Here is a 21,580-nt window from a genome sequence, read left to right as displayed (position 1 = left end):
CCGTGCGGTGCGTCCGCCCGGGCGACGTAGCCTGAACATCCGTCCGACGCCGAGGGGGGCAAGTGAGCATCGCCGTCACAGAGGATCCGTCCGGGCCGCCGGCCTGGCGGCTGCTGCTGTCGTACGTACGGCCGCACCGCTGGGCGCTGCTGGGCGGCGCCCTGCTGTCGCTGGTGACGGGCGCGACGGGGCTGGCGCTGCCGCTGGTGGCGAGGGAGCTGATCGACGACCTCGCGCACGACCGGGCCGTCACCGGGGCGCTGCTGCTGATGTCGGCACTGGTGATCGGCAACACGGTGCTGGGCGCGGTGGGTTCGTACGTGCTGCGGCGCGCGGCGGAGTCGGTGGTGCTGGGGGCTCGGCGCACGCTGTCCTCGTACCTGCTGCGGCTGCGGATCGCCGCCGTCGACCGGACCGAGCCGGGCGATCTGATGGCCCGGATCACCTCCGACACCACGCTGCTGCGGACGGTGACCACCGACTCGCTGATCGGGCTGGGCACGGGCGGGCTCACGCTGCTCGCCACCGTGGCGCTGATGGGGTACGTGGAGCCGGTGCTGCTGGCGGTCACGCTGGGCGTGCTCGCGCTGGCGGGGACGCTGCTCGGGGTGGTCGTGCCGCGGATCCGGCGGGCGTCGAAGCAGGCGCAGGACGCGGTGGGCGTGATGGGGGCGTCGCTGGAGCGGGTGCTGGGCGCGTTGCGCACGGTGAAGGCGTCCGGCGCCGAGCCGCGGGAGGAGCGGACGCTGCACGACGCGGCGCGCGAGTCCTGGCGCATGAGCGTGCGGGCCGCCAAGTGGTCGGCCGCGGCGGGCAACACGGCGGGGCTGGCGATGCAGCTCGCGTTCATCACCGTGCTCGCGGTGGGCGGGGCGCGGGTGGCGACCGGGGCCATCGACATCGGGACACTGGTGGCGTTCCTGCTGTTCGTGTTCTACCTGATGGCGCCGATCTCGCAGGTCGTGGGCGCGGTCACGCAGTACCAGGCGGGCAGCGCCGCGCTCGCCCGCATCGAGGAGGCGCTGCGCCTCCCCTCCGAACCGGCCGCGCCGCCCGCCGCGTTGCCGTCGCCCGGCGCAACGCCCGCGGCCGTCGCCTTCGAGGACGTGCGGTTCCGCTACACCGAGGATCTGCCGTACGTCCACCACGGGGTGACGTTCGCCGTGCCCCCGCAGGGGCTGACGGCGTTCGTCGGCCCGTCCGGCGCGGGCAAGACGACGGTGTTCTCCCTCATCGAGCGGTTCTACGACCCGGAGTCCGGTGTGATCACCGTCGACGGCCGGGACCTCGGGGAGTGGGACCTGGCGGAGCTGCGGGCGGCGATCGGGTACGTCGAGCAGGACGCGCCCGTGCTGTCGGGTTCCCTGCGGGACAACCTGCTGCTGGGCAACCCGGACGCGGGCGAGGACGCGCTGACGCGGGTGCTGAAGACGACCCGGCTGGACGGGCTGGTCGCCCGGCTGCCCCAGGGGCTCGACACCCTCGTCGGCCACCGCGGCACCAAGCTGTCCGGCGGCGAACGCCAGCGGGTCGCCATCGCCCGCGCCCTGCTCCGCCGCCCGCGCCTGCTCCTCCTCGACGAGGCGACGTCGCAGCTGGACGCGGTGAACGAGGCGGCCCTGCGCGACACGGTCGCGGACGTCGCCCGCACGACGACGGTGCTGGTGGTCGCCCACCGTCTGTCGACCGTGACGGCGGCGGACCGCATCGTGGTGATGGACGCGGGGCGCGTGCGGGCGGTGGGTACGCACAGGGAGCTGGTCGCCGGGGATCCGCTGTACGCGGAACTGGCGGCCACGCAGTTCCTGGCCACGGCGGGTTGAGGGGAGCGGGGGACGCGAGGCTGGTCCGTGCCTGCCCCGAGGACGCTTCGCGCGAGCAGGCGCCTCCGCCGGGGCGTCATGCGCGGTCGCCGGCCGGCGCCGCCCCGCCGGGGCCCTCGCCCCGCCGCTCAGCGACCGTGAGCCTCCGGCCGTTCCCAGTGGAGCGCGGCCAGGCGGGGCAGTCGGCGCGTCATTTCGCGGTGGTCGTCGAAATCGAAGCTCCAGGAGCGGTCCAGCTCCGGGTACCGGATGGTCCACCCGCCGTCGGGAAGTTCTCCGCCGGTCGCCTGGAGGTGAGCGTTCCGGACGATGCTCAGCACCTCCTCGCACTCGAGATCGCGTCCGTCGGCCGCCGAGGCGCGCACGACGGGCAGTTCCGCCAGGGCATCGGGGTCGGCGACCGCGCGCTCGAAGATCTCGCGCCCCTGGGCGATCAACCAGCCACGGAAGTAGTCGAAGCCGTCGTCGGAGCATCCGCCGTTGATCACGTAGGCAGCGGCCCACAGCGGGTTCGTGTAGGAGTCCGCCATCAGGCCCCACAGCGCCTGCTGAGCCGCGACGATCTCCTCGACGGGGTGTGCCGCCAGATGTGAGGCCGCCCGGCGGGCGACGTCATCGGCGTCGTCCGGGGCGGGCGCCCGATCGCGGGCTGCCTCGATGATCTGCCAGAAGCGTTGTCTGTCCATGGCGGCGGAGCATGCCACCCGGTACTGACATCGAGCCGGTCGCGCCCCCGCCGGACAGGCGCCACGCTTGCCCGGGGCCGCTCCGGGGAGGACGCTCGTAGGTGAGGCCCACGAGGCCTGATTCCGGGGCCGGGGCCTCCTGAGGAGGTGGGTCATCATGACGACCGCGGCACAGCCCGTGTTCGGTACCGACACCCTGCGCCGGGGCATCGAGGCGGACACGCCGGAGATGCTGAAGTCGCTCTACGCGGACGACGCGGAGCTGCGCGTCGTGGACCACGTCAGCGGGCCGAGCCACCCGAAGGTGCTGCACGGCAAGGACGAGATCGCCGCGATGCTGGACGACGTCTACAGCCGCGACATGACGCACGCGCTGGAGGCGTGCGTCGTGCAGGGCGATCACGCCGCCTACTGCGAGAGCTGCCGCTACGCGGACGGCGTGCGGGTGCTCTCGGAGTCCATGCTGACGTTGCGCGACGGCAAGATCACGGGGCAGGTGTTGATCCAGGCGTGGGACGAGTGACACCAGGGGGCCGTCGTCCTCGTCGCGTCGACGCGTTCCTGGCGCCGTCGGGGCGGGGGCCGGCGTGCCGCACCGCGGGCCACGCCGGGCACGCGCCCGTGTGACGCAGCGGCGGTTCGCCGGCGAGGACGCGCAGCCCGACCGTGTCCTCGCCGGCCCGGGGGGGGCCGGCTGGGGTGCCGGGCGGGAAGGACCACGCAGAGCCCGTCCCTGGGCAGCGGACCCCGGCCGGGGCGGTGGAACAGGCTGGTATGACTGGGTGCATGCATGCAGACACCGCCCAGTCGGCCATCGACACGTTCGTCTCGGCGTTCAACGCCTCCGACGATGCCTACGTGACCTCCCTGCTGTCACAGGCGCTCACCTCGGACGTGGTCCTCTGGGGTCCGCTCGGCCGCAGCGAGGGCATCGAGGCGGTGGAGCGGTTCGTGCTGGACATCCGGCGGCACCCGGCCGGACCGGGCACGATGGTCCGCTGTTCGGGGGTGGACATGCCGGACGAGTGGGCGCGGTACCGGTGGGTGTTCACCACTCCGGGCGGTGGTCCGCGGCTCGCCGGGACCGACGTCGTCCATCTGCGGCGGGGCCTGATCGACCAGATGATCGTCTTCGCGGGTGATCTCTCGCCGGCGGGTTGACGCCTGGTCAAGCCGCCGCCGGCGGGCGTCCGACAGGTCCTAGACCTCCGGCGCCCCCGCCGGCCGGAGGATCGCCAGCAGCTGGCGGACCAGTTCGTCGACGACCTCGTCGAGGGTGGCCTCGACCCACCCCGCGTTCCAGTCGTGCAGCAGCCCGTTGACGCTGCCGATGAAACCGGTCGCGGCGAGGCGGTGGTCGCGGGGCGGGGCCTCGCCGCGGGCGACGGCCGCGTCCGCCTCGGCGCAGATCAGGTCGACCCAGCGGGCGCGGCGGGCAAGCCGCTGCTCCTCCAGGCGCGGGCTCACCCCGATGATCTCGACGAAGGCGATGCGGACGCGCCGAGGGTCGCGGGTGACGTCGGCGGCATAGGCGCGGAAGATCGCGGCGGCGCGCTCGGCGAGCGGCGCGTCCGCCGTCCCGGCCGCCGCGGCGAGCACCGCCGTCTCGGCCCAGTCGTTGACCTGGAGGTGCAGCGCGGCGAGGACGTCCTCCAGGGTGCGGAACTCCTCGTAGAACTGGCGGGTGGACAGTCCGGCGGCCTCGCTGAGGGCGGCGACGGTGGTGTTCCGGTAGCCGGGCCCGCCGCCGAAGAGTTCGAGGGCCGCCTCGAGGAAACGCCGGCGCCGCTCGGCCTTCCGCTCCTCGGCGGACTTCCCGGCGTACCGGCCGCTCGGTGCGCTCAGTCTGCCCGCCACCGGTTCTCCTCTCCCCGCGCCCGGCAATTTTGTCGTGTCCGCGGTCTTGTGGAGAACCCCTGACCGTCCCTACTTTTCAGTAAGTTCAATCTGAAAGCACGTCTGTTCAGATTCACCTCCTTCCGTTTGGCATGTCCCGATCATGGCGCCCCCACCCGCAGAGGAGACCCCGCCATGCCGATCCGCAGCAGGCATCTGTGCACCCTCGCCGCCGCCGTCGTCCTGACCCTCACCGCCCCCGGCGCCGTCGCGAGCGCCGCCGGACAGGCTTCCTCCGCGGACCTGCGGGAGGTGCTGTTCGTGGGCAACAACTGGGACGGCACCGCCGACGTCATCGAGTCCGGCGGTGACTTCGGCCGGATCGGCCGGATCAACGTGATCCCCGACAAGGACCGGCGGATGGCGGAGATCAACGCCAACCCGATCCGCTGGATCTACTTCATGGCGATCCGCAACACCGTCGGCGAGGGCCACGACCAGTTCGTGGACGACATGTACTCCACCCCGGACGGCACCTCGGTGGTGGTCTCCCGCCCCAGCTTCGCGGACGTCGTCTCCCTCGACCTGGCCACCGGACGCGTCAACTGGCGCTTCCCGGTGTCCGGTTACCGCTCCGACCACATGGCGGTCTCCCCTGACGGCACGCGCGTCGCCGTCTCCGCCTCGACGTCCAACACCGTGCATGTCCTGGACATCGGGACCGGCGAGGAGGTCGGCTCGTTCAAGACCGGCGACAAGCCGCACGAGAACGTGTTCAGCCGGGACGGGCGCTACATCTGGAACATGTCCATCGGCGAGGTGAACACCGACCTGGACGCGCCCTGGCTGGACTGGACGAAGGGCGACCGCAAGATCACGGTCGCCGACGCCCGGACGTTCGAGCAGGTCAGGGTGATCGACATGCGGGAGCGGCTGGACGCGGCGGGCTTCACGGGGTACTCGGACGCGGTCCGCCCCGCCGCCTTCTCCCCCGACGAGTCGAAGCTGTACTTCCAGGTGTCGTTCTTCAACGGCTTCTTCGAGTACGACGTCACCACCGACCGGATCAGCCGCGTCAAGACCCTGCCGAAGAACCCGGCCACCAGCGAGGACCGCACCACCTGGGTGAACGACTCACGCCACCACGGCATCACCATGAAGCCCGACGGGACCAAGCTGTGCGTGGCGGGCACCATGGACGACTACGCGACCGTGGTCGACCGCGACACCTTCGAGCACGGCCCGCTGGTCCCCGTCTCCAAGCCGTACTGGGCGACGGTCAGCGGTGACGGGGAGTCCTGCGTGGTGTCCGAGAGCGGTGCCGACCAGGTCACCGCGATCGACTTCGCGACCGGCGAGAAGACCGTGTCCGTCCCGGTCGGCGACCACCCGCAGCGGGTGCGGCTCGGGCAGGTGCGGGAGGGCTGGACCGGTCCGTCGGGCGGCTGACCCGCGCCCGCGCTCGCACCGCACCCCCACCCACAAGGGGCACCTCAACTCCCCACCCGCCGCGTCACGTTGAGCAGGTGCTCCCTGCGGCCCAGCGGGTTGTGGCCGGTGCGGGGCCGGGACGGCACGGGGCCCGCTCGGCGAGCGGGACGGGGTGACGGCGGTGACCGTCCACACCGGTCACGGAAGAATCGTCCCGGGGCCGTGTGAGCCGCGCGGACAGGGGTAGTCGCCACGTATCACCTCCGACCGAGGGAAGGGGGTCCGTGGAAGAGTCGCATCTACTCGCAGCGCCCGGGCCGTTTCCACCGAGGCGAAGCGGCCCGGACCGTCAGCGCGGCGGCAGCCGGTGGAGGGCCACCTCCGAGAGCCGGCCGTCATCGGCGGCGGCGGTCATATAGGTGCAGTGGGGCTGCCGGCGGCGATCCGTCGGGGACCCCGGATTGAGCAAGCGAAGTCCCGTGGGAGCCGTGGTGTCCCACGGGATGTGACTGTGCCCGAAGACGAGGACGTCGAGATCCGGGAAGCGTTCCGCGCACCGTGTCTCCCGCCCCTGCGCCGGACCGGTCTCGTGCACCGCCCCGAGGCGCAGCCCGCCGAGTTCCGCGCGGGCCACCTCGGGGAGCCGGGCGCGCAGCGCGGGGCCGTCGTTGTTGCCGTATACGGCGAGGAGCCTGCGGCTGCGGCTCTCCAGCAGGTCGAGGGTGTCGGTGTCGACCCAGTCCCCCGCGTGCACGACGACGTCGGCGCGGGGGATCTCCTCCAGCAGCGGCTCGGGGAGCTTCTTGGCGCGCTTCGGCAGATGGGTGTCGGACATCAGGAGCAGACGCACGGTGGGGAGCCTAGACGTCGGGAGCGGTGGGGCACGCGTACACGCCGCCGGGCCGCGCATCCTGGGATGCGGGCCCGGTGACGGCGGGAGTCAGTCCTCGCCGCGCACGATGTTCCCCTCAACCCAGCCGGCCGGGGCGGCCGGCACGGGGCCCCGGTCGACCGCGGGGAGGCAGGTCCGCAGCGGTTCCTGATCCCGCAGGCGCCGTGCGCGCGCCCAGCCGGTCTCCGGACGCCGTGTCCGGGGCTTGTCCGTCTTCTCCGTGATCACGTCACATCATCTTCCTTCTGCGGTCACCGGCGGGCCGGGTCCCCCGGTGCCGTACGGGTCAAACACCCCACCTCCGCATGACCGACACGGGCAGTTCACGCGTTGGGACGGGCGACGCTGATGTCGCCGAGGGCCGACTCCGGGTCGCGTTCCAGGGCGACGTCCCCCAACGACAGGACACCGACGGCGTGTTCGTCCTCGACCACGGGGACACGCCGCACGGCGTGTTCACGCATCGCCCGCACCGCGAGGTCCAGCGTGTCGTCGGGCCGTACGGTCACCAGTTCCTCGCTGCACGCGCGGGCCACGGTGGTCTCCTCGGGGTCGACGCCCTCGGCGAGCGGGCGCACCACGAGGTCCCGGTCGGTGACCAGTCCCCGCAGCCTTCCGTCGTCGGTGACCAGCACGGCGCCGAGGTCGCGGTCCCTCATGATGCGGGCGACCTGTGCCACGGAGGTGTGCGGTCCGACGGTCACCGGCGCGGCGGTCATGATGTCGCGGACGTACTGGGCCATGTCGCTTTCCTTCCCTCGGCTGGTCCGGCTTCCCCGGCCGGACCGATGAGGGGGCGGGTACCCGTCACGCGGCGGGCGGCACCGTCAGCGCCGCACGGTGAACTCCGCCCATACCTGTTTCCCGCCGCTGACCGGCAGGGTGCCCCAGGCCGCCGACACCGCCTCGACGAGGAGGATGCCGCGGCCCCCGGTGGCCTCCCAGCCGATGCTGGTCGGCCTGACCGGCGAGCGCGGCGAGGCGTCCGCGACCGCGAGGCGCAGCCGGTCCCCGATCAGGGTGAGGTCGAGACGGACCTTGCCGTCGGTGTGCACCAGGGCGTTGGTGACCAGCTCGGACACGGCGAGCAGCGGCGCGTCGATCTCCTCGGTGACGCTCCAGGAGCGCAGGGTGCGCCGGGTGAAGCGGCGGGCGTGACCGACCGCCTGCGGCACCCGCCACACCGTCCAGCTCTCCCGCAGCGGACGGGTGTCCATGCCGTCGTAACGCATCAGCAGCAGTGCGACGTCGTCGCTGCGGAGCGCCTTGCCGAGCAGCGCGTCCGCGACGGGCCCGAGGTCGGCCGGGTCGGCGGCGGCCACCTGCCGGGCGAACCGCTCCATGCCCGTGTCGATGTCGGAGTCGGGCGACTCCACCAGACCGTCCGTGGTGAGGGCGACCAGCGTGCCGGGCTGGAGCCGCAGCGGGCTCATGGGGAAGTCGCACTGCCGCACCACCCCGAGCGGCGGGCCGCCCTCCGCCTCCGCGATCTCGGTGCGCCCGTCCGGATGGCGCAGCACCGGCGGCAGATGCCCGGCGCGTACGCACCAGGCGCTGCCCGCCTCCATGTCGACGTCGACGTAGCAGCACGTGGCGAAGAGATCGGTCTCCAGGTCGACGAGGAGCCGGTTGGCGTGCGAGACCACCACGTCCGGCGGGTGGCCCTCGACGGCGTAGGCCCGCAGGGCGGTGCGCATCTGTCCCATGAGGGTGGCGGCGCCGGCGCTGTGGCCCTGCACGTCGCCGATGACGAGGGCCACGTGGTTGTCGGGCAGCGGGATGACGTCGTACCAGTCGCCGCCGAGTTCCAGTCCGGCGGTGCTGGGCAGGTAGCGGGCGACGGCCACCGCGCCCGGCAGCCGGGGCAGGCGGCGCGGCAGCAGCTGGCGCTGGAGCATGCCGACCAGTTCGTGCTCGGCGTCGAGGGCACGGGCCCGTGTCAGGGCCTGCCCGGCCAGGTTCGCGGCGGCGGTGAGCAGGGTGCGCTCGTCCGCGCCGATGTCGTGCGGGGCGTCCCAGCCGACGAGGCAGGCGCCGGCCATGCGGTTGCCTGCGGGCAGCGGCAGCACGGCGAGACCGCCGGGACCGACCTCGGCGAGGGCCGGCTCCAGCGGGGAGCCGGCCGGCCATGTCGCGAGGCGGCCCTCGCGCAGCGCTGCGGCCAGGGTCGGCATGGTGCGCACGGGCGCGTCGGGCCACTCGGTGCGCCACTCCGACCGCCACACCTCCGGCCAGGCCTCCGGCTCGGGCGGGTCCAGGACCGTGACGACGAGCCGGTCGCTCTCCAGCTCGGCGAGCGCGATCCGGTCGGCGCGCAGCGGGCGGCGCAGCGCGGCCACCACGGCCTTGCCGACGTCCCGCACGGTGACGGCGGTGGACAGGGCTGCGGCCAGGCGCTGCACCCGGGCCACGTCGGTGACGTCGGCGCGCAGCGAGGAGGCGTCGGCGACAGTGCCGACGAGACGGGCCGGACGTCCCTCGCCGCCGTGCTCCAGCCGGCCGCGCAGCCGCAGCCACCGGGGCGGACCGGCGGGCTGGAGCACCCGGAACTCCAGCTCGCGGTCGCCGATCGTCATGTGGTCGGCCTCCACCACGGACATCAGCGAGGGCAGGTCCTCGGGGACGGCCAGGCCCAGCAGGGTCTCCACCCGCCCGTCGAAGTCGTCCGGGTCGAGTCCGAACAGGTCGAGGACGTCGTCGTGCACCCGGAGCCGGCCGGTGTCCATGGCGAGGCTGAAGCCGCCCGGCGGCAGGTCCGCGCCCTCGGCGGTGACGGGCGGCGCGGGGAAGGCGACGGCGTCCGCGACGAGGGCGAGGCACGCCCGGTCGTCGGCGTCGAACCCGCCGGGCCGCTCGCTCACCGCGAGCAGACAGCCGCCGCCGTCGTGGCGCACGGGCAGGGCGGCGAGGTGGAACTCGCGGCGGGGCGTGCGGCGCGACTGGGACTGGGCGGCCAGGTCCCTCGGGCCGAGATACACCGTGTGTCCCCGGTGCGCCTCGGCGACCGGGGAGCGGCCGGCGGCGGAGTAGCAGTCGCGCACCCCGCACAGCGTGCGCGGCACCCCCGCGGTCTCCGCCAGGCACAGCAGCTCGCCGTCCTCGCCGAGGCTGTAGAAGCCGGCGAAGGCGGCCCCGGCGAAGACGAGGGCCTGTTCCAGGATGCGGCGCAGCCGGTCGGTCGCGTGAGGGTCGGCCGCGAGCGCGCTCAGTGCGCCTTCGGCGCGCGGCGTTCTCGTGCTGCGTCCCGCAGCGCCCTCACCGACCACGTTGGCCATTACAGCGCTAATAGGACACAAGCGCAGCCCCTGTGCGCGAACGGCACGCGGCAGGGCCGCGCCGGTGCTCACGCGGGGTACGCGCCCGGCTCGCGGTGCGCGCGCCCGCGACGGTGCGTGGCCCGGGCCACCCGGACGTCCGCGGGGCTCCGCCCCGGACCCCGCGCCTCGAACGCCGGAGGGGCTGAGCTCGCCTTACCGCGACGCAACGGGGTATCCGCACAGATGCGCGCCCGGGGCGTCCCGCTCGCCGTGCGGGACGCCCTCCCGCAGGGGAGATTGGGTGCGGGGCGCGAGGAGGTGGTCGGCGTGTCCGAAGGACAGGCGTCCGCGCGGTCGCACGCCCCCGTGGGCCGTCCGCTGCTGTCGCTGACGCTGGCCGCGCTGATGGACGAGGTGCACGCCCACTCCGGCGCCGTGTATCTCCTCTCCCCCGACCAGCCCGTGCTGGAGATGGCCGTGATGGCGGGGCTGCCCCGCGCCTTCGCCGCACCGTGGGAGCGGGTCGGGCTGAGCGCGCCGATCCCCGTCTCCGACGCGGTGCGCGAACGGCGGCTGGTGTGGGTGGGCGGCGGCGAGGAGATGGCCCGTCACTACCCCCGGATCGCCATGGTCCTCCCCTACCCCTTCTCCCTGGCCGCGCTCCCGGTGGCGACGCCGGCGAAGACGTACGGCGCGGTCTTCGTCACCTGGCCGGGCTCGCACCCCCCGGAGCTGTCGGACCGGGAGCGTGAGCATCTCACCGCCGCCTGCGACCGGCTCGCGGTGCGGCTTGAGCGGGCCGCCGAGCACAGTCTGAGCCTCGCCCACGAGCCGGACCTGCTGGCCGCGCCGGTGGTGGGCGGGGTGGCCGGCTCGCTGGGCACGGTGGAGGCGGCCCGGATGGTGTCCCGGCTGCCGTACGGGCTGTGCTCGCTCGATCTGCACGGGCGGGTCGCGTTCGCCAACGCCGCCGCGTCCGACCTGCTCGGCGTGGCGCCGGACCGGCTGCCGGGCGCGCATCTGTGGGCGGCGGTGCCGTGGCTGAACGACCCGGTGTACGAGGACCGGTACCGGGCGGCGCTGTTCAGCCAGGACGTCACGTCGTTCGTGGCGCTGCGGCCGCCCGACACCTGGCTGTCCTTCCGGCTGTACCCGAGCACGACCGGTATCAGCATGCGGATCAGCCGGGCCCGCGCGGTGACGGAGATGAACCGCGCGGCGCCGCCGCAGGCGGGTGCGGGCACGGACCGGCTGGTGACCATCACGCAGGTGCTCGGTCTGGCCGGGGCGCTGACCGAGGCGGTCGGGGTGCAGGACGTGGTGCAGCTGGTCGCGGACGAGATCGTCCCGGCGGTGGGCGGCCAGGGGCTGGTGGTCCTCGGCTCCCGCGCGGGCCGGCTGCGTGTGCTCGGGCACCGCGGGTACGCGGACCCGCTGGTGGTGGAGCGGTTCGACGGGCTGCCGCTGTCCGAGCCGACGCCGGGCGGTCAGGTGCTGCGCACCGGGGTGCCCGCCTTCTTCGAGTCGCGGGGGGACCTGGAGCGGCTGTACCCGGCGCTGCAGACGCATCCGTCGGAGTTCTCGGCGTGGGCGTACCTGCCGCTGATCGCCTCGGGCCGCCCGGTGGGGACGTGTGTGCTGTCGTACGGGGCGCCGCACCGGTTCGCGACGGAGGAGCGGGCGGTGCTGACGAGTCTGGCGGGTCTGATCGCCCAGGCGCTGGAGCGGGCGATGCTCTACGACGTGAAGCACCGGCTGGCGCACGGGCTTCAGGAGGCGCTGCTGCCGAGCACCCTGCCGGCGCTGGAGGGGATCGAGGCCGCCGCCCGGTATCTGCCCGCCACCCGGGGCATGGAGATCGGCGGCGACTTCTACGACCTGGTGCCGACCGACGGGGTGGCGGCGGCGGTGATCGGGGACGTGCAGGGGCACAACGTGACGGCGGCCGGGCTGATGGGCCAGGTCCGTACGGCGGTGCGGGCGTACACGGCGGTGGGACAGGCGCCGGACGAGGTGATGCGCAGCACCAACCGGCTGCTGCTGGACCTGGGCGCGGAGCTGTTCGCGAGCTGTCTGTATCTGCGGCTCGACGCGGTGCGCGGGCGGGCCGTGATGGCGCGGGCGGGGCATCCGCCGCCGCTGCTGCGCCGTCCCGACGGGCGGGTGCGGGTCCTCGACCTGGCTGGCGGGCCGCTGCTGGGCATCGACGGCACGGCGGCCTATCCCTCGACGGAGGTGGCGCTGCCGCCCGGTTCACTGCTCGTCCTGTACACGGACGGTCTGGTGGAGTCGCCGGGCGTCGACCTGGAGGACGCCCTCGCCGAGCTGTGCGGCCGGCTCACCGAGCTCGGCGACCTGCGGCTGGACGAGCTGGCGGAGGCGCTGGTGCGGCACGGCCCGCACTCGGCGGACCGGCTGGACGACACGGCGGTGCTGCTGCTGAGGTCCCTGCCGCGCTGACCGGCCCCGCGGCGCGGAGACGCCCCGGCCCGCACACGGCCGGGGCGCCTCAGGCACACGGTTCCGACGCGCGCGGGTCAGTGCGTCCGGGACAGCCCGGAGTCCTGACCGGAGTGACGGCCGGAGCCCGTACCGGTCCCGTCCTGTCCGCCCGCGCCGTCCTGTCCGCCCGCGCCGTCCTGTCCGGTGCCGGCGTCCTGGCCGTCCGCCTGTTCACCGGCGCCGGCCTCGTCACCGGCGCCCGCCTGGTCGTCCGCGCCCGCCTCACCGTCGCCGACGTCCTGGCCCGCGCCCTGCTCCTGGCCGCCCGCCTGGCCGCCGGCGCCCGCACCGCCGTCGCCGAGGGTCGCGCCGACGGCCTCGAGGGCGGTGGTGACGGGCTGGAAGAACGTCTCGCCGCCCACCGTGCAGTCACCGCTGCCACCGGAGGTCAGACCGATGGCCAGACCGTCCTGGGTGAAGAGGGAGCCGCCGCTGTCGCCGGGCTCCGCGCACACGTCGGTCTGGATGAGCCCGGTGACCGTGCCCTCGGGGTAGTTCACGGTGGCGTTCAGGCCGAGCACCTGGCCGTCGGCGAGGCCGGTGGTACTGCCCATGCGGAACACCTGCTGTCCGACGGTGGCCTCGGCGGCCTGGACGACCGGCACCGTCTGGCCGCCGACGTTCACCTCGCTCGGGGCCTCGGTGGCCGGGTCGTCGTAGGTGAGGAGCGCGAAGTCGCCCGCGCCGGGGAACAGCGCCTGATCGACCGTGGCGATCGGTTCGCCGCCCTGCTGGTCGGACCACTGGTCGCCGGCGGCGGCGCAGTGTCCGGCGGTGAGGAACGCCGGGCTGCCGTCGCCCGCTGTGACGTTGAAGCCGAGCGAACAGCGCGCCCCGCCCGCGAAGATGGCGTCGCCGCCGGACGCGAAGGTGCGGAAGGTGCCCGCGGACTTCTTGAGGGTGGCCATGCCGGAGCCGAGGTTCTCGACGGTGGACTCCAGCTGGTCCCACTTGTCGCCGGTGACCGTGCTGTCCGCGGTGACGAGGATCTTGTTGGTGCGCGGGTCGACCGCCCAGGAGGTGCCCGGGATCGTCGCCTCCGACTTCAACGTCCCTGCTCCGGCCTCGAGTTCGGTCATGCTGTTGTCGACCCAGCGGACCTCCGCGCCCGCGCTGCGGACCTTGAGGGCCATGGTGTTCTCGCCGCGCACCACGTTGACGACGAGCTGCTTGTCCTCGCCGTCGTACCAGGCGCCCGCGTAGGCGTCGCCGAGCGTTCCGGCGAGCCGGGTGGCGAGGTCCGAGGCGTCGCCCGCCTTCAGTGTCTTCGGCGCGGCCGCGACGCCGTCCGACGCGCCGTCCTGGGACGCGTTGGCGTTGGGGAGCAGGATCGCGGCGGCGCCGAGGGCCACCACACCTCCCACCGCCATCGCGGCCTTGCGCTTCGGGATTCGCTTGTGACTCAAACTTCTCGACCTCCTGGGGGGACCGGAGTCGTGCCGCCGTCCGACGGCTGTTCGGGGCGCCTGGACGGTCGTTGGTACGCAAGGGAGTTGAGGGGTGTTCAACGCGGAGCGGATCCTCACCGTCCGCCACCGGACGGGGACGCTCGGTGTCCGACCCCCGGTCGAATCCCGGCTTCGGCGAATCTGCACAGCGAATGCCCAACCCGGTCACCTGACCCGCCGTCCGTTCACAGGCCGCGCATCCGGGACACGCCTTTGCGGCCGGTGTGTCGCTTTCCGGCACCGGGGGCGCAAGCGGCCGGATGCGTCGATGCCGTGGCCCATGTGAAGAAGTCGCCGCCGAGCCGTGCCCTCGTCTGCACGGTTGGGTGCCTCCTGGGCGCAAGTTGCCTGGTGGGGCGTGTGAGGGATTGGAAGCGGCCGGTTGCCGCGTGCTTTGATCCATCGCACCGCAAGGCCGTTCCGGGCTCCCGGCGACGGGCGCTCGGAGCGCCCGCGGTCGCGGCCTTCATCTGTCCCCAGAGGGGGGCCGCTCCCCCCTTGTGAAAGTCCATACGAAGGGAAGTTCCATCATGAACTCCACCCCCCAGGTCGAGACCGTCGAGATCGCCGACGCCGAGCTCGACGCCGTCTCCGGCGGTCTGTCCGTCAACGCCGTGAACACCCTCACCGGCGCCCTGGACGGCATCGCCCCGGTTTCCGGCCTGGTCGACACGGCCGTCGGCACCGTCGAGGGTGTCACCGGCCTGAACACGGCCCCGGTCACCAACCTGGTCGCCGGTCTCTGATCGCGCCCTCGTTCCGCCGAGTCCCGGAGCCGTACCCCGGCTCCGGGACTCTGTGGTGCGTCCGCAGTCCTTCCGTCACGTCGCACAGTTCACCCAGGTGAGGGAAGACCCGTGCAATTCCGCCAACAGGCCCTCGCCAGGCTCCAGTCGCCGGAGGATCTCGACCTCCCGGTGCGTTTCGCCCGCCCGCAGGGCTGGCTGGTGCTGTCCGTCACCGTGATCGCGATGGCCGCCGCGTCCGTGTGGGCGCTGACCGGCTCGGTCACCTCCACGGTCCAGGCGCCCGCCATCCTCACGTACGGGCAGGGCAGTTACATCCTGCAGAGCCCCGTCGCCGGTCAGGTCACCGCCGTGCTCGCGCGCGAGGGCGAGCGGCTGCCGGCCGGCTCCCCCGTGCTCAGGGTCCGTACCCCGGAGGGGGACGAGGTGGTGCGTACCCTTCAGGCGGGCCGGATCACCGCGCTCGCCGCCGGCGCCGGGCAGATCATCGCGACCGGCGCGGACGTCGCCGCGGTGGAGAAGGTGAGCCGCGCGAAGGCCCCGCTGTACGCGACGGTGTACGTGCCCGCGCAGAAGGCCGCCGGCATTCCCGCGCACGCCTCCGTCGACCTGACGGTGCAGTCGGTGCCGAGCCAGGAGTACGGCGTGCTGCGCGGCGAGGTGACGGAGGTGGACCGCTCCGCGCAGTCCCCACGCCAGATCGCCGCGTTCCTCGGCGACACCCAGCTCGGCGAGGAGTTCACCCGGGGCGGCAGGCCCGTGGCGGTCACCGTGAAGCTGAAGCGCTCCGACAGCACGGAGAGCGGCTACGCGTGGTCCTCGGCCGACGGCCCGCCGTTCGAGCTGACGTCGATGACCCTGGCGACCGGTTCCATCCGGCTGTCCGACCGGCGTCCCGTGGATTGGCTGCTGCCGTGAGCACCGCACAGGAGACCCGCGGCAGACGCCGCGCCGCACCGCCGCGCCGCAAGGTGCCCACGTCCAGGGTCAGGACGGTCCGTACGCCCACCGTGCTCCAGATGGAGGCCGTGGAGTGCGGCGCCGCCTCGCTCGCGATGGTGCTGGGCCACTACGGCCGTCACGTCCCGCTGGAGGAGCTGCGCATCGCGTGCGGCGTCTCGCGGGACGGCTCGCGCGCCAGCAACCTGCTGAAGGCGGCCCGCAGTTACGGGCTGACCGCCAAGGGCATGCAGATGGACCTGGCCGCCCTCGCCGAGGTGACGGCGCCGGCCATCCTGTTCTGGGAGTTCAACCACTACGTCGTCTACGACGGCATGGGCCGCCGCCTCGGCCGTCGCGGGGTCTACGTCAACGACCCCGCCAAAGGCCGCCGGTTCGTGCCGCTGGAGGAGTTCGACGGCAGCTTCACCGGCGTGGTGCTGGTGATGGAACCCGGCGAGGACTTCACCCGGGGCGGCCGCAGGCCGGGCGTGCTCGGCGCGATGCCGGCGCGGCTGCGCGGTACCGCGGGCACCATGCCCGCCGTGGTGCTGACCAGTCTGCTGCTGGTGGCGGTGGGCGCGGCGCTGCCCGGCCTCAGCCGTACCTACATCGACGAGTTCCTGATCGGGCAGCAGACGTCGATGCTGGACGTGCTGTTCGCGTCGATGGGCGCCTGCGTCCTGCTGACGCTGCTGCTGACCTGGCTCCAGCAGGCGAACCTGCTGCGCGGCCGGCTGATCTCGTCCACGCTGTCCAGCGCGCGTTTCCTGCGTCATCTGCTGCGGCTGCCGGTGACGTTCTTCTCCCAGCGCAGCCCCGCCGACCTGGTGCAACGCCTCCAGTCCAACGACGCGGTGGCCGAGACTCTGGCCCGTGATCTGTCGGCGGCCGGCGTCGACGCGGTCGTGGTGGTGCTGTACGCGGTGCTGCTGTACACGTACGACCCGCAGCTCACGTTCGTGGGCATCGGGGTGGCGCTGCTGAACATCCTGGCGATGCGGATCGTGATCCGGCTGCGCGCCACCCGGACGGCGAAGCTGCGCGCGGACACGGCGCGGCTCACCAACACCGCGTACACGGGGCTCCAGCTGATCGAGACGCTGAAGGCCACCGGCGGCGAGGACGGCTACTTCCGCAAGTGGGCCGGGCAGCACGCCACCACGCTGGAGGAGCAGCAGCGGCTCGGGGTGCCGAGCGCGTGGCTGGGCATCGTCGCGCCGACGCTGGCCACGCTGAACAGCGCGCTGATCCTGTGGATCGGCGGCATGCGGGCGGTCGAGGGGCACATCTCGGTCGGTCTGCTGGTCGCCTTCCAGGCGTTGGTCGCCCGGTTCACGGCGCCGCTGACCCGGCTGAACGGGGTGGCGGGCCGCATCCAGGACTTCGCCGCCGACGTGGCCCGGCTGAAGGACGTCGAGAACTTCCGGGCGGACCCGCTGTACGGGCGTCCGGGCGCCGGTGAGTCGACCCGGCGGCTGCACGGGCATGTGGAGCTGCAGAACCTGACCTTCGGCTACAACCCGCTGGACAAGCCGCTGCTGACCGGCTTCGACCTGACGGTCGGTCCGGGCCAGCAGGTGGCGCTGGTGGGCGGCTCGGGCAGCGGCAAGTCGACCGTGTCGCGGCTGATCTCGGGGCTGTACACGCCGTGGGAGGGCGTGATCCGGATCGACGGGCAGCGCATCGAGGACATCCCGCGCGGGGCGCTGGCCGCGTCCGTCTCCTTCGTCGACCAGGACGTGTTCCTGTTCGAGGGGACGGTGCGGGACAACGTGGCGCTGTGGGACCCGTCCATCCCCGACGAGGCGGTGGTCGAGGCGCTGAAGGACGCGGCGCTGTACGACGTGATCGTGCGCCGTCCGGGCGGCATCCACAGCCCGGTCGAGCAGGACGGCCGGAACTTCTCCGGCGGTCAGCGCCAGCGTCTGGAGATCGCGCGGGCGCTGGTGCGCCGGCCGAGCATCCTGGTGCTCGACGAGGTCACCAGCGCGCTGGACGCCGAGACGGAGCTGGTGGTGATGGACAACCTGCGCCGCCGCGGCTGCGCGTGCGTGGTGATCGCGCACCGGCTGTCCACGGTCCGCGACAGCGACGAGATCGTCGTGCTGGACCAGGGCACGGTCGTGGAGCGCGGACGGCACGAGGAGCTGGTGGCGCGCGGCGGCGCGTACGCGGCGCTGGTCAGGGAGCGATGAGATGACTGCCGTGCAGGAGGGGCGGGGCGGCGACGTCGTCCTGGGCGCGCTCGGCGCGCTGGGCGCCCCGATCGACTGCTCCGGGTTCGGGCGGCTGGACCTGGAGGGGCCGCAGGTGCTGTGGCTGATCGCGTCCGGCGCCGTGGACCTGTTCGCGGTGGACGCGGAGCAGCAGGGGCACTGGCACCACCTGGGCCGTCTGGAGGCGGGCTCGCTGGTGCCGGGCCCGGTGGCGGGCCCGGCGCACACGCTGGTGGCGCGGCCGCTGCGGGACTGCGTGGTGCACCGCATCGCGCTGCGTGAGCTGTACCAGGAGGCCCACACCCAGACCTGGTCCTACGACGAGTACGGCAACCCGCAGTACGTGCCGCCGACGACGAGTCCGCTGGAGTACGCGCTCGCGCTGGGCGTGGGCCGCAGCCTCGCCGTGCTGTTCCAGGCGCCGATGGCGACGGAGCGGGCGGCGGCGCCCACCGACGACGACGTGTTCTGGATGCAGGTGCCCCCGGGCAGCGTGCAGTACGGCTCCGTGTACGGCGCGGAGGCCGCGGCCGATCTGCTGATGGATCCGTCACTGTGGCAGAGCATGGTCGACCAGCAGTACCGGCTGATGACCACGCTGGACCGGTGGATCGAGCAGCTGGAGGAGACGCACGAGTCGCGCACCGCGCAGGGCATCGCGGCCGGCGAGGCGGTGCGGGCGCACGCCGACCGGACGCTGCTCGCGTCGATCGGCAAGCGGTCGGGGCAGCGCACGACGGCCGCGGACGCGGACGCCACGTACGCGGCCTGCGAGCTGGTGGCGCGGGCGGCGGGGATCACGCTGGCCTCGCCGGCCCGGTCCGGCACCGGCGCCGACCGGCTGGATCCGGTGGAGCAGGTGGCGCTGGCCTCGCGGCTGCGCACCCGGGTGGTGCGTCTTGAGGGCCGGTGGTGGCGCGACGACGTGGGGCCGCTGGTGGGTCACCGCGCCCTGTCGGGGGCGCCGGTGGCGCTGGTGTGGCGGCGCGGCGGCTATGTGGCCGTTCATCCGTCGACGGGCCGGGAGACCCCGGTGGAGAAGGCGAACGCCGAGGAGTTCGAGCCGCGCGCGGTGATGTTCTACCGTCCGCTGCCCGAGCGGCGGCTGAGCCCGCTGCGGCTGATGCGGTTCTGCATGGGCGGCACCCGGGGCGACCTGACGGGGCTGCTGCTGAGCGGTCTGGTGACGGTGGCGCTCGGGGCGCTGGTGCCGCTGGCGACGGGCCGGGTGCTCGGCGAGTACGTGCCGAAGGCCCGGACGGACCTCATCGTGCAGGTGTGTCTGGCGGTGATCCTCAGCAGTGTGGTCGCGGCCGCGTTCATGCTGCTGCAGAACCTCACGCTGCTGCGGCTGGAGGGCCGGGTGGAGGCCACGCTCCAGCCGGCGGTGTGGGACAGGCTGCTCCGGCTGCCGACCCGGTTCTTCACGGAGCGGTCCACGGGTGAGCTGGCGAGCGCGGCGATGGGCATCAGCGCCATCCGCCGGATGCTGGCCGGTGTCGGGCCCACGGTGACCCAGTCGGTCACGGTGGGCGCGGTGAACCTGGCGCTGCTGCTGTGGTTCAGCGTGCCGATGGCGCTGGCCGCGATGGGCATGCTGGTGGTGATCGCGGGCGTGTTCCTGGGTCTTGGGCTGTGGCAGGTGCGCTGGCAGCGACGGTTGGTGGTGCTTGCCAACAAGCTGAACAACCAGGCGTTCCAGACGCTGCGCGGGCTCCCGAAGCTGCGCGTGGCGGCGGCGGAGAACTACGCGTACGCGGCCTGGGCGTCGCAGTTCGCGCGCAGCCGTGAGCTCCAGCAGAAGGCCGGGCGGATCAGGAATCTGACGGCGGTGCTGGGCGCGGTGTATCTGCCGCTGTGCACGCTGGGGATGTTCATGCTGCTGGCGGGTCCGGCGCGCGGGTCGATGACGGCGGCGGAGTTCCTCACCTTCAACACGTCGGTGACGATGGTGCTGACGTCGGTGACCCAGCTGACCGGCTCGTTCGTCTCGGCGGTCGCCGCCCTGCCGCTGTTCGAGCAGATCCGGCCGGTGCTGGACGCGACGCCCGAGGTGCGCGCGGCGAGCACCCGGCCGGGGCCGCTGACCGGTGCGATCGAGGCGCGGCGGGTGTCGTTCCGCTACTCCGACGACGGCCCGCTGGTGCTGGACGACGTGTCCTTCGAGGCACGGCCTGGCGAGTTCGTGGCGGTGGTCGGCCCGAGCGGCTGCGGCAAGTCGACGCTGCTGCGGCTGCTCATCGGCTTCGACCGCCCGCAGTCCGGCAGCGTGCTGTACGACGGTCAGGACCTGGCGGCGCTCGACCAGTCGGCGGTGCGCCGCCAGTGCGGTGTGGTGCTCCAGCACGCCCAGCCGTTCACCGGGTCGATCCTGGACGTGATCTGCGGGAGCGAGCCGTACACGCCGGAGGAGGCGATGGCGGCTGCGGAGATGGCGGGGCTGGCCGAGGACATCCGGCGGATGCCGATGGGGCTGCACACCATCGTGTCCGGCAGCGGGGCTGTCTCGGGCGGCCAGCGGCAGCGGCTGATGATCGCCCAGGCGCTGATCCGCCGTCCACGGATCCTCTTCTTCGACGAGGCGACCAGCGCCCTGGACAACGAGACGCAGCGCACGGTCATCGAGAGCACCAAGGCGCTGCGGGCGACCCGCATCGTCATCGCGCACCGCCTGTCGACGGTGCTGGACGCGGACCGGGTGGTGGTGATGGAGGCCGGCAAGGTGGTCCAGCAGGGCACGCCCGCCGAGCTGCTCGCCGACACACAGGGGCGCCTGCACGAGCTGGTGCGCCGGCAGCTCGCCTGAGCCGTCAGGCGCCCGCGCCCGGGTACGGCGCCCCCGAGGGCGTCCCGGCCGCCACGTAGGCCTCGTACAGCGCCCGGGCGGGCGCCTCCGGGCCGGCGTGCGGTCCCTCGAAGCGCTCGCCGCGCGCCCACGCGTCCAGCGCGGAGAGGCACACGTCCCAGCCGGCGCTGTTGCGGGCGGCGGTGTTCTCGGCTCCCAGCACGTTGGTGAGGGTGAAGCGGGTGCGCTTCTCCCCCAGTTCCTCCAGGTCGAAGTGGATTTCGTCCTCCTCCCAGGTGAAGGAGAGGTGGCTGGGCGGATCGACGGCGACGACCCGGCCGGTGGAGTCCTCCAGGGCGGGGTCGCCGCTGAAGACGACGGCGCCGCCGGGACGCAGGTCGATGTCGGCGCGCGAGGGGAACCAGTGGACGAGTTCGTCGGCGTCGGTGACGAACCTCCAGACCCGGTCGACGGGGTGGTCGTACTCGCGGACGAAGCGGACGGCGGGGCGGCCGTCGTCCAGGGTGAGGAACGTGCCGGTGGGCTCGGCGGCCATGGCGATCAGTCCTTCGAGGTCGGTTCGGTGGTGTCCGGCCGCGTGTCCAGGCGGCGGCCCAGCGCGTCGAGGCTCTCGCCCCACAGCTTCCGGTACGGCGCCAGCCAGGCGTCGAGGGCGGCGAGCGGGGCGGGGTCGAGGGTGTGCACGCGGCGCTGCGCCTCCTGGCGGACCCGGACCAGGCCGGCCTCGCGCAGCACCTTGAGGTGCTTGGAGGCGCTGGGCTGGCTCAGCTCGCACGCCTGCGCGATCTCCCCCACGGTCCGTGGGCCGGTCCGCAGCAGCGCGACGACGGCCCGCCGGTGCGGGTCGGCGAGGGCGGCCCAGAGGGCGGCGTCGGACATGGACCCCATATTCCTCCGTGGTTATATTCCTGTCAAGGAATGAAAGCTATCGGGAAGGAAGGCCCCCGCGTACCCGGCCATGGCTCGTATCCGCCCTTCCGTGCGGGCCGCCCGTT

Annotated in this window: 18 protein-coding genes; 9 read left to right on the top strand and 9 right to left on the bottom strand. The window is 73.4% G+C overall.

Annotated features, from left to right (window positions below; genetic code table 11):
- Nucleotides 1-68 precede the first annotated feature (68 nt).
- Complete coding sequence (locus MTR79_RS14400; RefSeq protein ID WP_189364606.1) at nucleotides 69-1,823, top strand: ABC transporter ATP-binding protein; 1,755 nt, start codon at nucleotides 69-71, stop codon at nucleotides 1,821-1,823.
- Nucleotides 1,824-1,951: 128 nt separating this feature from the next.
- Here the strand turns inward: MTR79_RS14400 and MTR79_RS14395 are convergent, their stop codons facing one another.
- The gene (locus MTR79_RS14395) at nucleotides 1,952-2,509 is read right to left on the bottom strand and encodes a DUF4240 domain-containing protein (protein WP_244790513.1); all 558 of its coding nucleotides are present in this window, start codon (nucleotides 2,507-2,509) and stop codon (nucleotides 1,952-1,954) included.
- A 157-nt stretch (nucleotides 2,510-2,666) separates the two neighbouring features.
- On the opposite strand from MTR79_RS14395, the gene MTR79_RS14390 reads away from it, so the two are divergent.
- Nucleotides 2,667-3,032, top strand: coding sequence for a nuclear transport factor 2 family protein (locus MTR79_RS14390; RefSeq protein ID WP_048454894.1), 366 nt, complete (start codon nucleotides 2,667-2,669; stop codon nucleotides 3,030-3,032).
- Nucleotides 3,033-3,295: 263 nt separating this feature from the next.
- Complete coding sequence (locus MTR79_RS14385) at nucleotides 3,296-3,670, top strand: nuclear transport factor 2 family protein (protein ID WP_244790511.1); 375 nt, start codon at nucleotides 3,296-3,298, stop codon at nucleotides 3,668-3,670.
- 39 nt (nucleotides 3,671-3,709) lie between these two features.
- On the opposite strand, the gene MTR79_RS14380 is transcribed toward MTR79_RS14385, so the two are convergent.
- Nucleotides 3,710-4,366 (bottom strand): TetR/AcrR family transcriptional regulator, encoded by a 657-nt coding sequence (locus MTR79_RS14380; protein ID WP_086699271.1) that lies wholly within the window; start codon nucleotides 4,364-4,366, stop codon nucleotides 3,710-3,712.
- A gap of 174 nt (nucleotides 4,367-4,540) precedes the next feature.
- Here MTR79_RS14380 and MTR79_RS14375 point away from each other — a divergent pair, with 174 nt between their 5' ends.
- The gene (locus MTR79_RS14375) at nucleotides 4,541-5,794 is read left to right on the top strand and encodes a YncE family protein (RefSeq protein WP_244790508.1); all 1,254 of its coding nucleotides are present in this window, start codon (nucleotides 4,541-4,543) and stop codon (nucleotides 5,792-5,794) included.
- Between the two features lie 331 nt (nucleotides 5,795-6,125).
- Here MTR79_RS14375 and MTR79_RS14370 read toward each other — a convergent pair whose 3' ends face one another.
- From MTR79_RS14370 to MTR79_RS14355, 4 genes are all read right to left on the bottom strand, one after another.
- Nucleotides 6,126-6,626: a metallophosphoesterase gene (locus MTR79_RS14370; protein ID WP_244790506.1), complete on the bottom strand. Its 501-nt coding sequence runs from the start codon at nucleotides 6,624-6,626 to the stop codon at nucleotides 6,126-6,128.
- 90 nt (nucleotides 6,627-6,716) lie between these two features.
- Nucleotides 6,717-6,896: a hypothetical protein gene (locus MTR79_RS14365; RefSeq protein WP_086699276.1), complete on the bottom strand. Its 180-nt coding sequence runs from the start codon at nucleotides 6,894-6,896 to the stop codon at nucleotides 6,717-6,719.
- 95 nt (nucleotides 6,897-6,991) lie between these two features.
- The gene (locus tag MTR79_RS14360) at nucleotides 6,992-7,411 is read right to left on the bottom strand and encodes a CBS domain-containing protein (RefSeq protein WP_086699278.1); all 420 of its coding nucleotides are present in this window, start codon (nucleotides 7,409-7,411) and stop codon (nucleotides 6,992-6,994) included.
- Between the two features lie 84 nt (nucleotides 7,412-7,495).
- Entirely contained in the window at nucleotides 7,496-9,943 is a 2,448-nt protein-coding gene (locus tag MTR79_RS14355; protein WP_244790504.1) for a SpoIIE family protein phosphatase, read from the bottom strand.
- A 300-nt stretch (nucleotides 9,944-10,243) separates the two neighbouring features.
- Here MTR79_RS14355 and MTR79_RS14350 point away from each other — a divergent pair, with 300 nt between their 5' ends.
- A complete protein-coding gene (locus MTR79_RS14350) occupies nucleotides 10,244-12,385 on the top strand; it encodes a SpoIIE family protein phosphatase (RefSeq protein ID WP_244793165.1) in 2,142 nt (713 codons plus the stop codon).
- A 77-nt stretch (nucleotides 12,386-12,462) separates the two neighbouring features.
- Here MTR79_RS14350 and MTR79_RS14345 read toward each other — a convergent pair whose 3' ends face one another.
- Nucleotides 12,463-13,833, bottom strand: a complete 1,371-nt coding sequence (locus MTR79_RS14345) for a S1 family peptidase (protein ID WP_244790502.1) — start codon at nucleotides 13,831-13,833, stop codon at nucleotides 12,463-12,465.
- A gap of 572 nt (nucleotides 13,834-14,405) precedes the next feature.
- Between MTR79_RS14345 and MTR79_RS14340 the strand changes: the two genes are divergently transcribed.
- From MTR79_RS14340 to MTR79_RS14325, 4 genes are all read left to right on the top strand, one after another.
- Nucleotides 14,406-14,621, top strand: coding sequence for a hypothetical protein (locus MTR79_RS14340; RefSeq protein WP_019527181.1), 216 nt, complete (start codon nucleotides 14,406-14,408; stop codon nucleotides 14,619-14,621).
- A 111-nt stretch (nucleotides 14,622-14,732) separates the two neighbouring features.
- Entirely contained in the window at nucleotides 14,733-15,539 is an 807-nt protein-coding gene (locus tag MTR79_RS14335) for an HlyD family efflux transporter periplasmic adaptor subunit (RefSeq protein WP_086699282.1), read from the top strand.
- Nucleotides 15,536-17,758 carry an NHLP family bacteriocin export ABC transporter peptidase/permease/ATPase subunit gene (locus MTR79_RS14330; protein WP_086699283.1) on the top strand — a complete coding sequence of 741 codons (2,223 nt, stop codon included), beginning with the start codon at nucleotides 15,536-15,538 and terminating at the stop codon, nucleotides 17,756-17,758. Before MTR79_RS14335 ends, MTR79_RS14330 begins: the two co-directional genes overlap by 4 nt.
- Before the next feature lies 1 nt (nucleotide 17,759).
- Complete coding sequence (locus MTR79_RS14325) at nucleotides 17,760-20,585, top strand: NHLP bacteriocin export ABC transporter permease/ATPase subunit (RefSeq protein ID WP_189364517.1); 2,826 nt, start codon at nucleotides 17,760-17,762, stop codon at nucleotides 20,583-20,585.
- A gap of 4 nt (nucleotides 20,586-20,589) precedes the next feature.
- On the opposite strand, the gene MTR79_RS14320 is transcribed toward MTR79_RS14325, so the two are convergent.
- On the bottom strand, nucleotides 20,590-21,120 hold the full coding sequence (locus MTR79_RS14320) for an SRPBCC family protein (RefSeq protein ID WP_244790500.1): 531 nt from the start codon (nucleotides 21,118-21,120) through the stop codon (nucleotides 20,590-20,592).
- A gap of 5 nt (nucleotides 21,121-21,125) precedes the next feature.
- Entirely contained in the window at nucleotides 21,126-21,464 is a 339-nt protein-coding gene (locus MTR79_RS14315; RefSeq protein ID WP_048454907.1) for a metalloregulator ArsR/SmtB family transcription factor, read from the bottom strand.
- Between the last annotated feature and the right edge of the window lie 116 nt (nucleotides 21,465-21,580).

This window comes from Streptomyces sp. BJ20, from assembly GCF_022869105.1.
GTDB lineage: Bacteria > Actinomycetota > Actinomycetes > Streptomycetales > Streptomycetaceae > Streptomyces > Streptomyces griseoincarnatus.
This window is presented reverse-complemented; position numbering and strand designations above follow the sequence as displayed.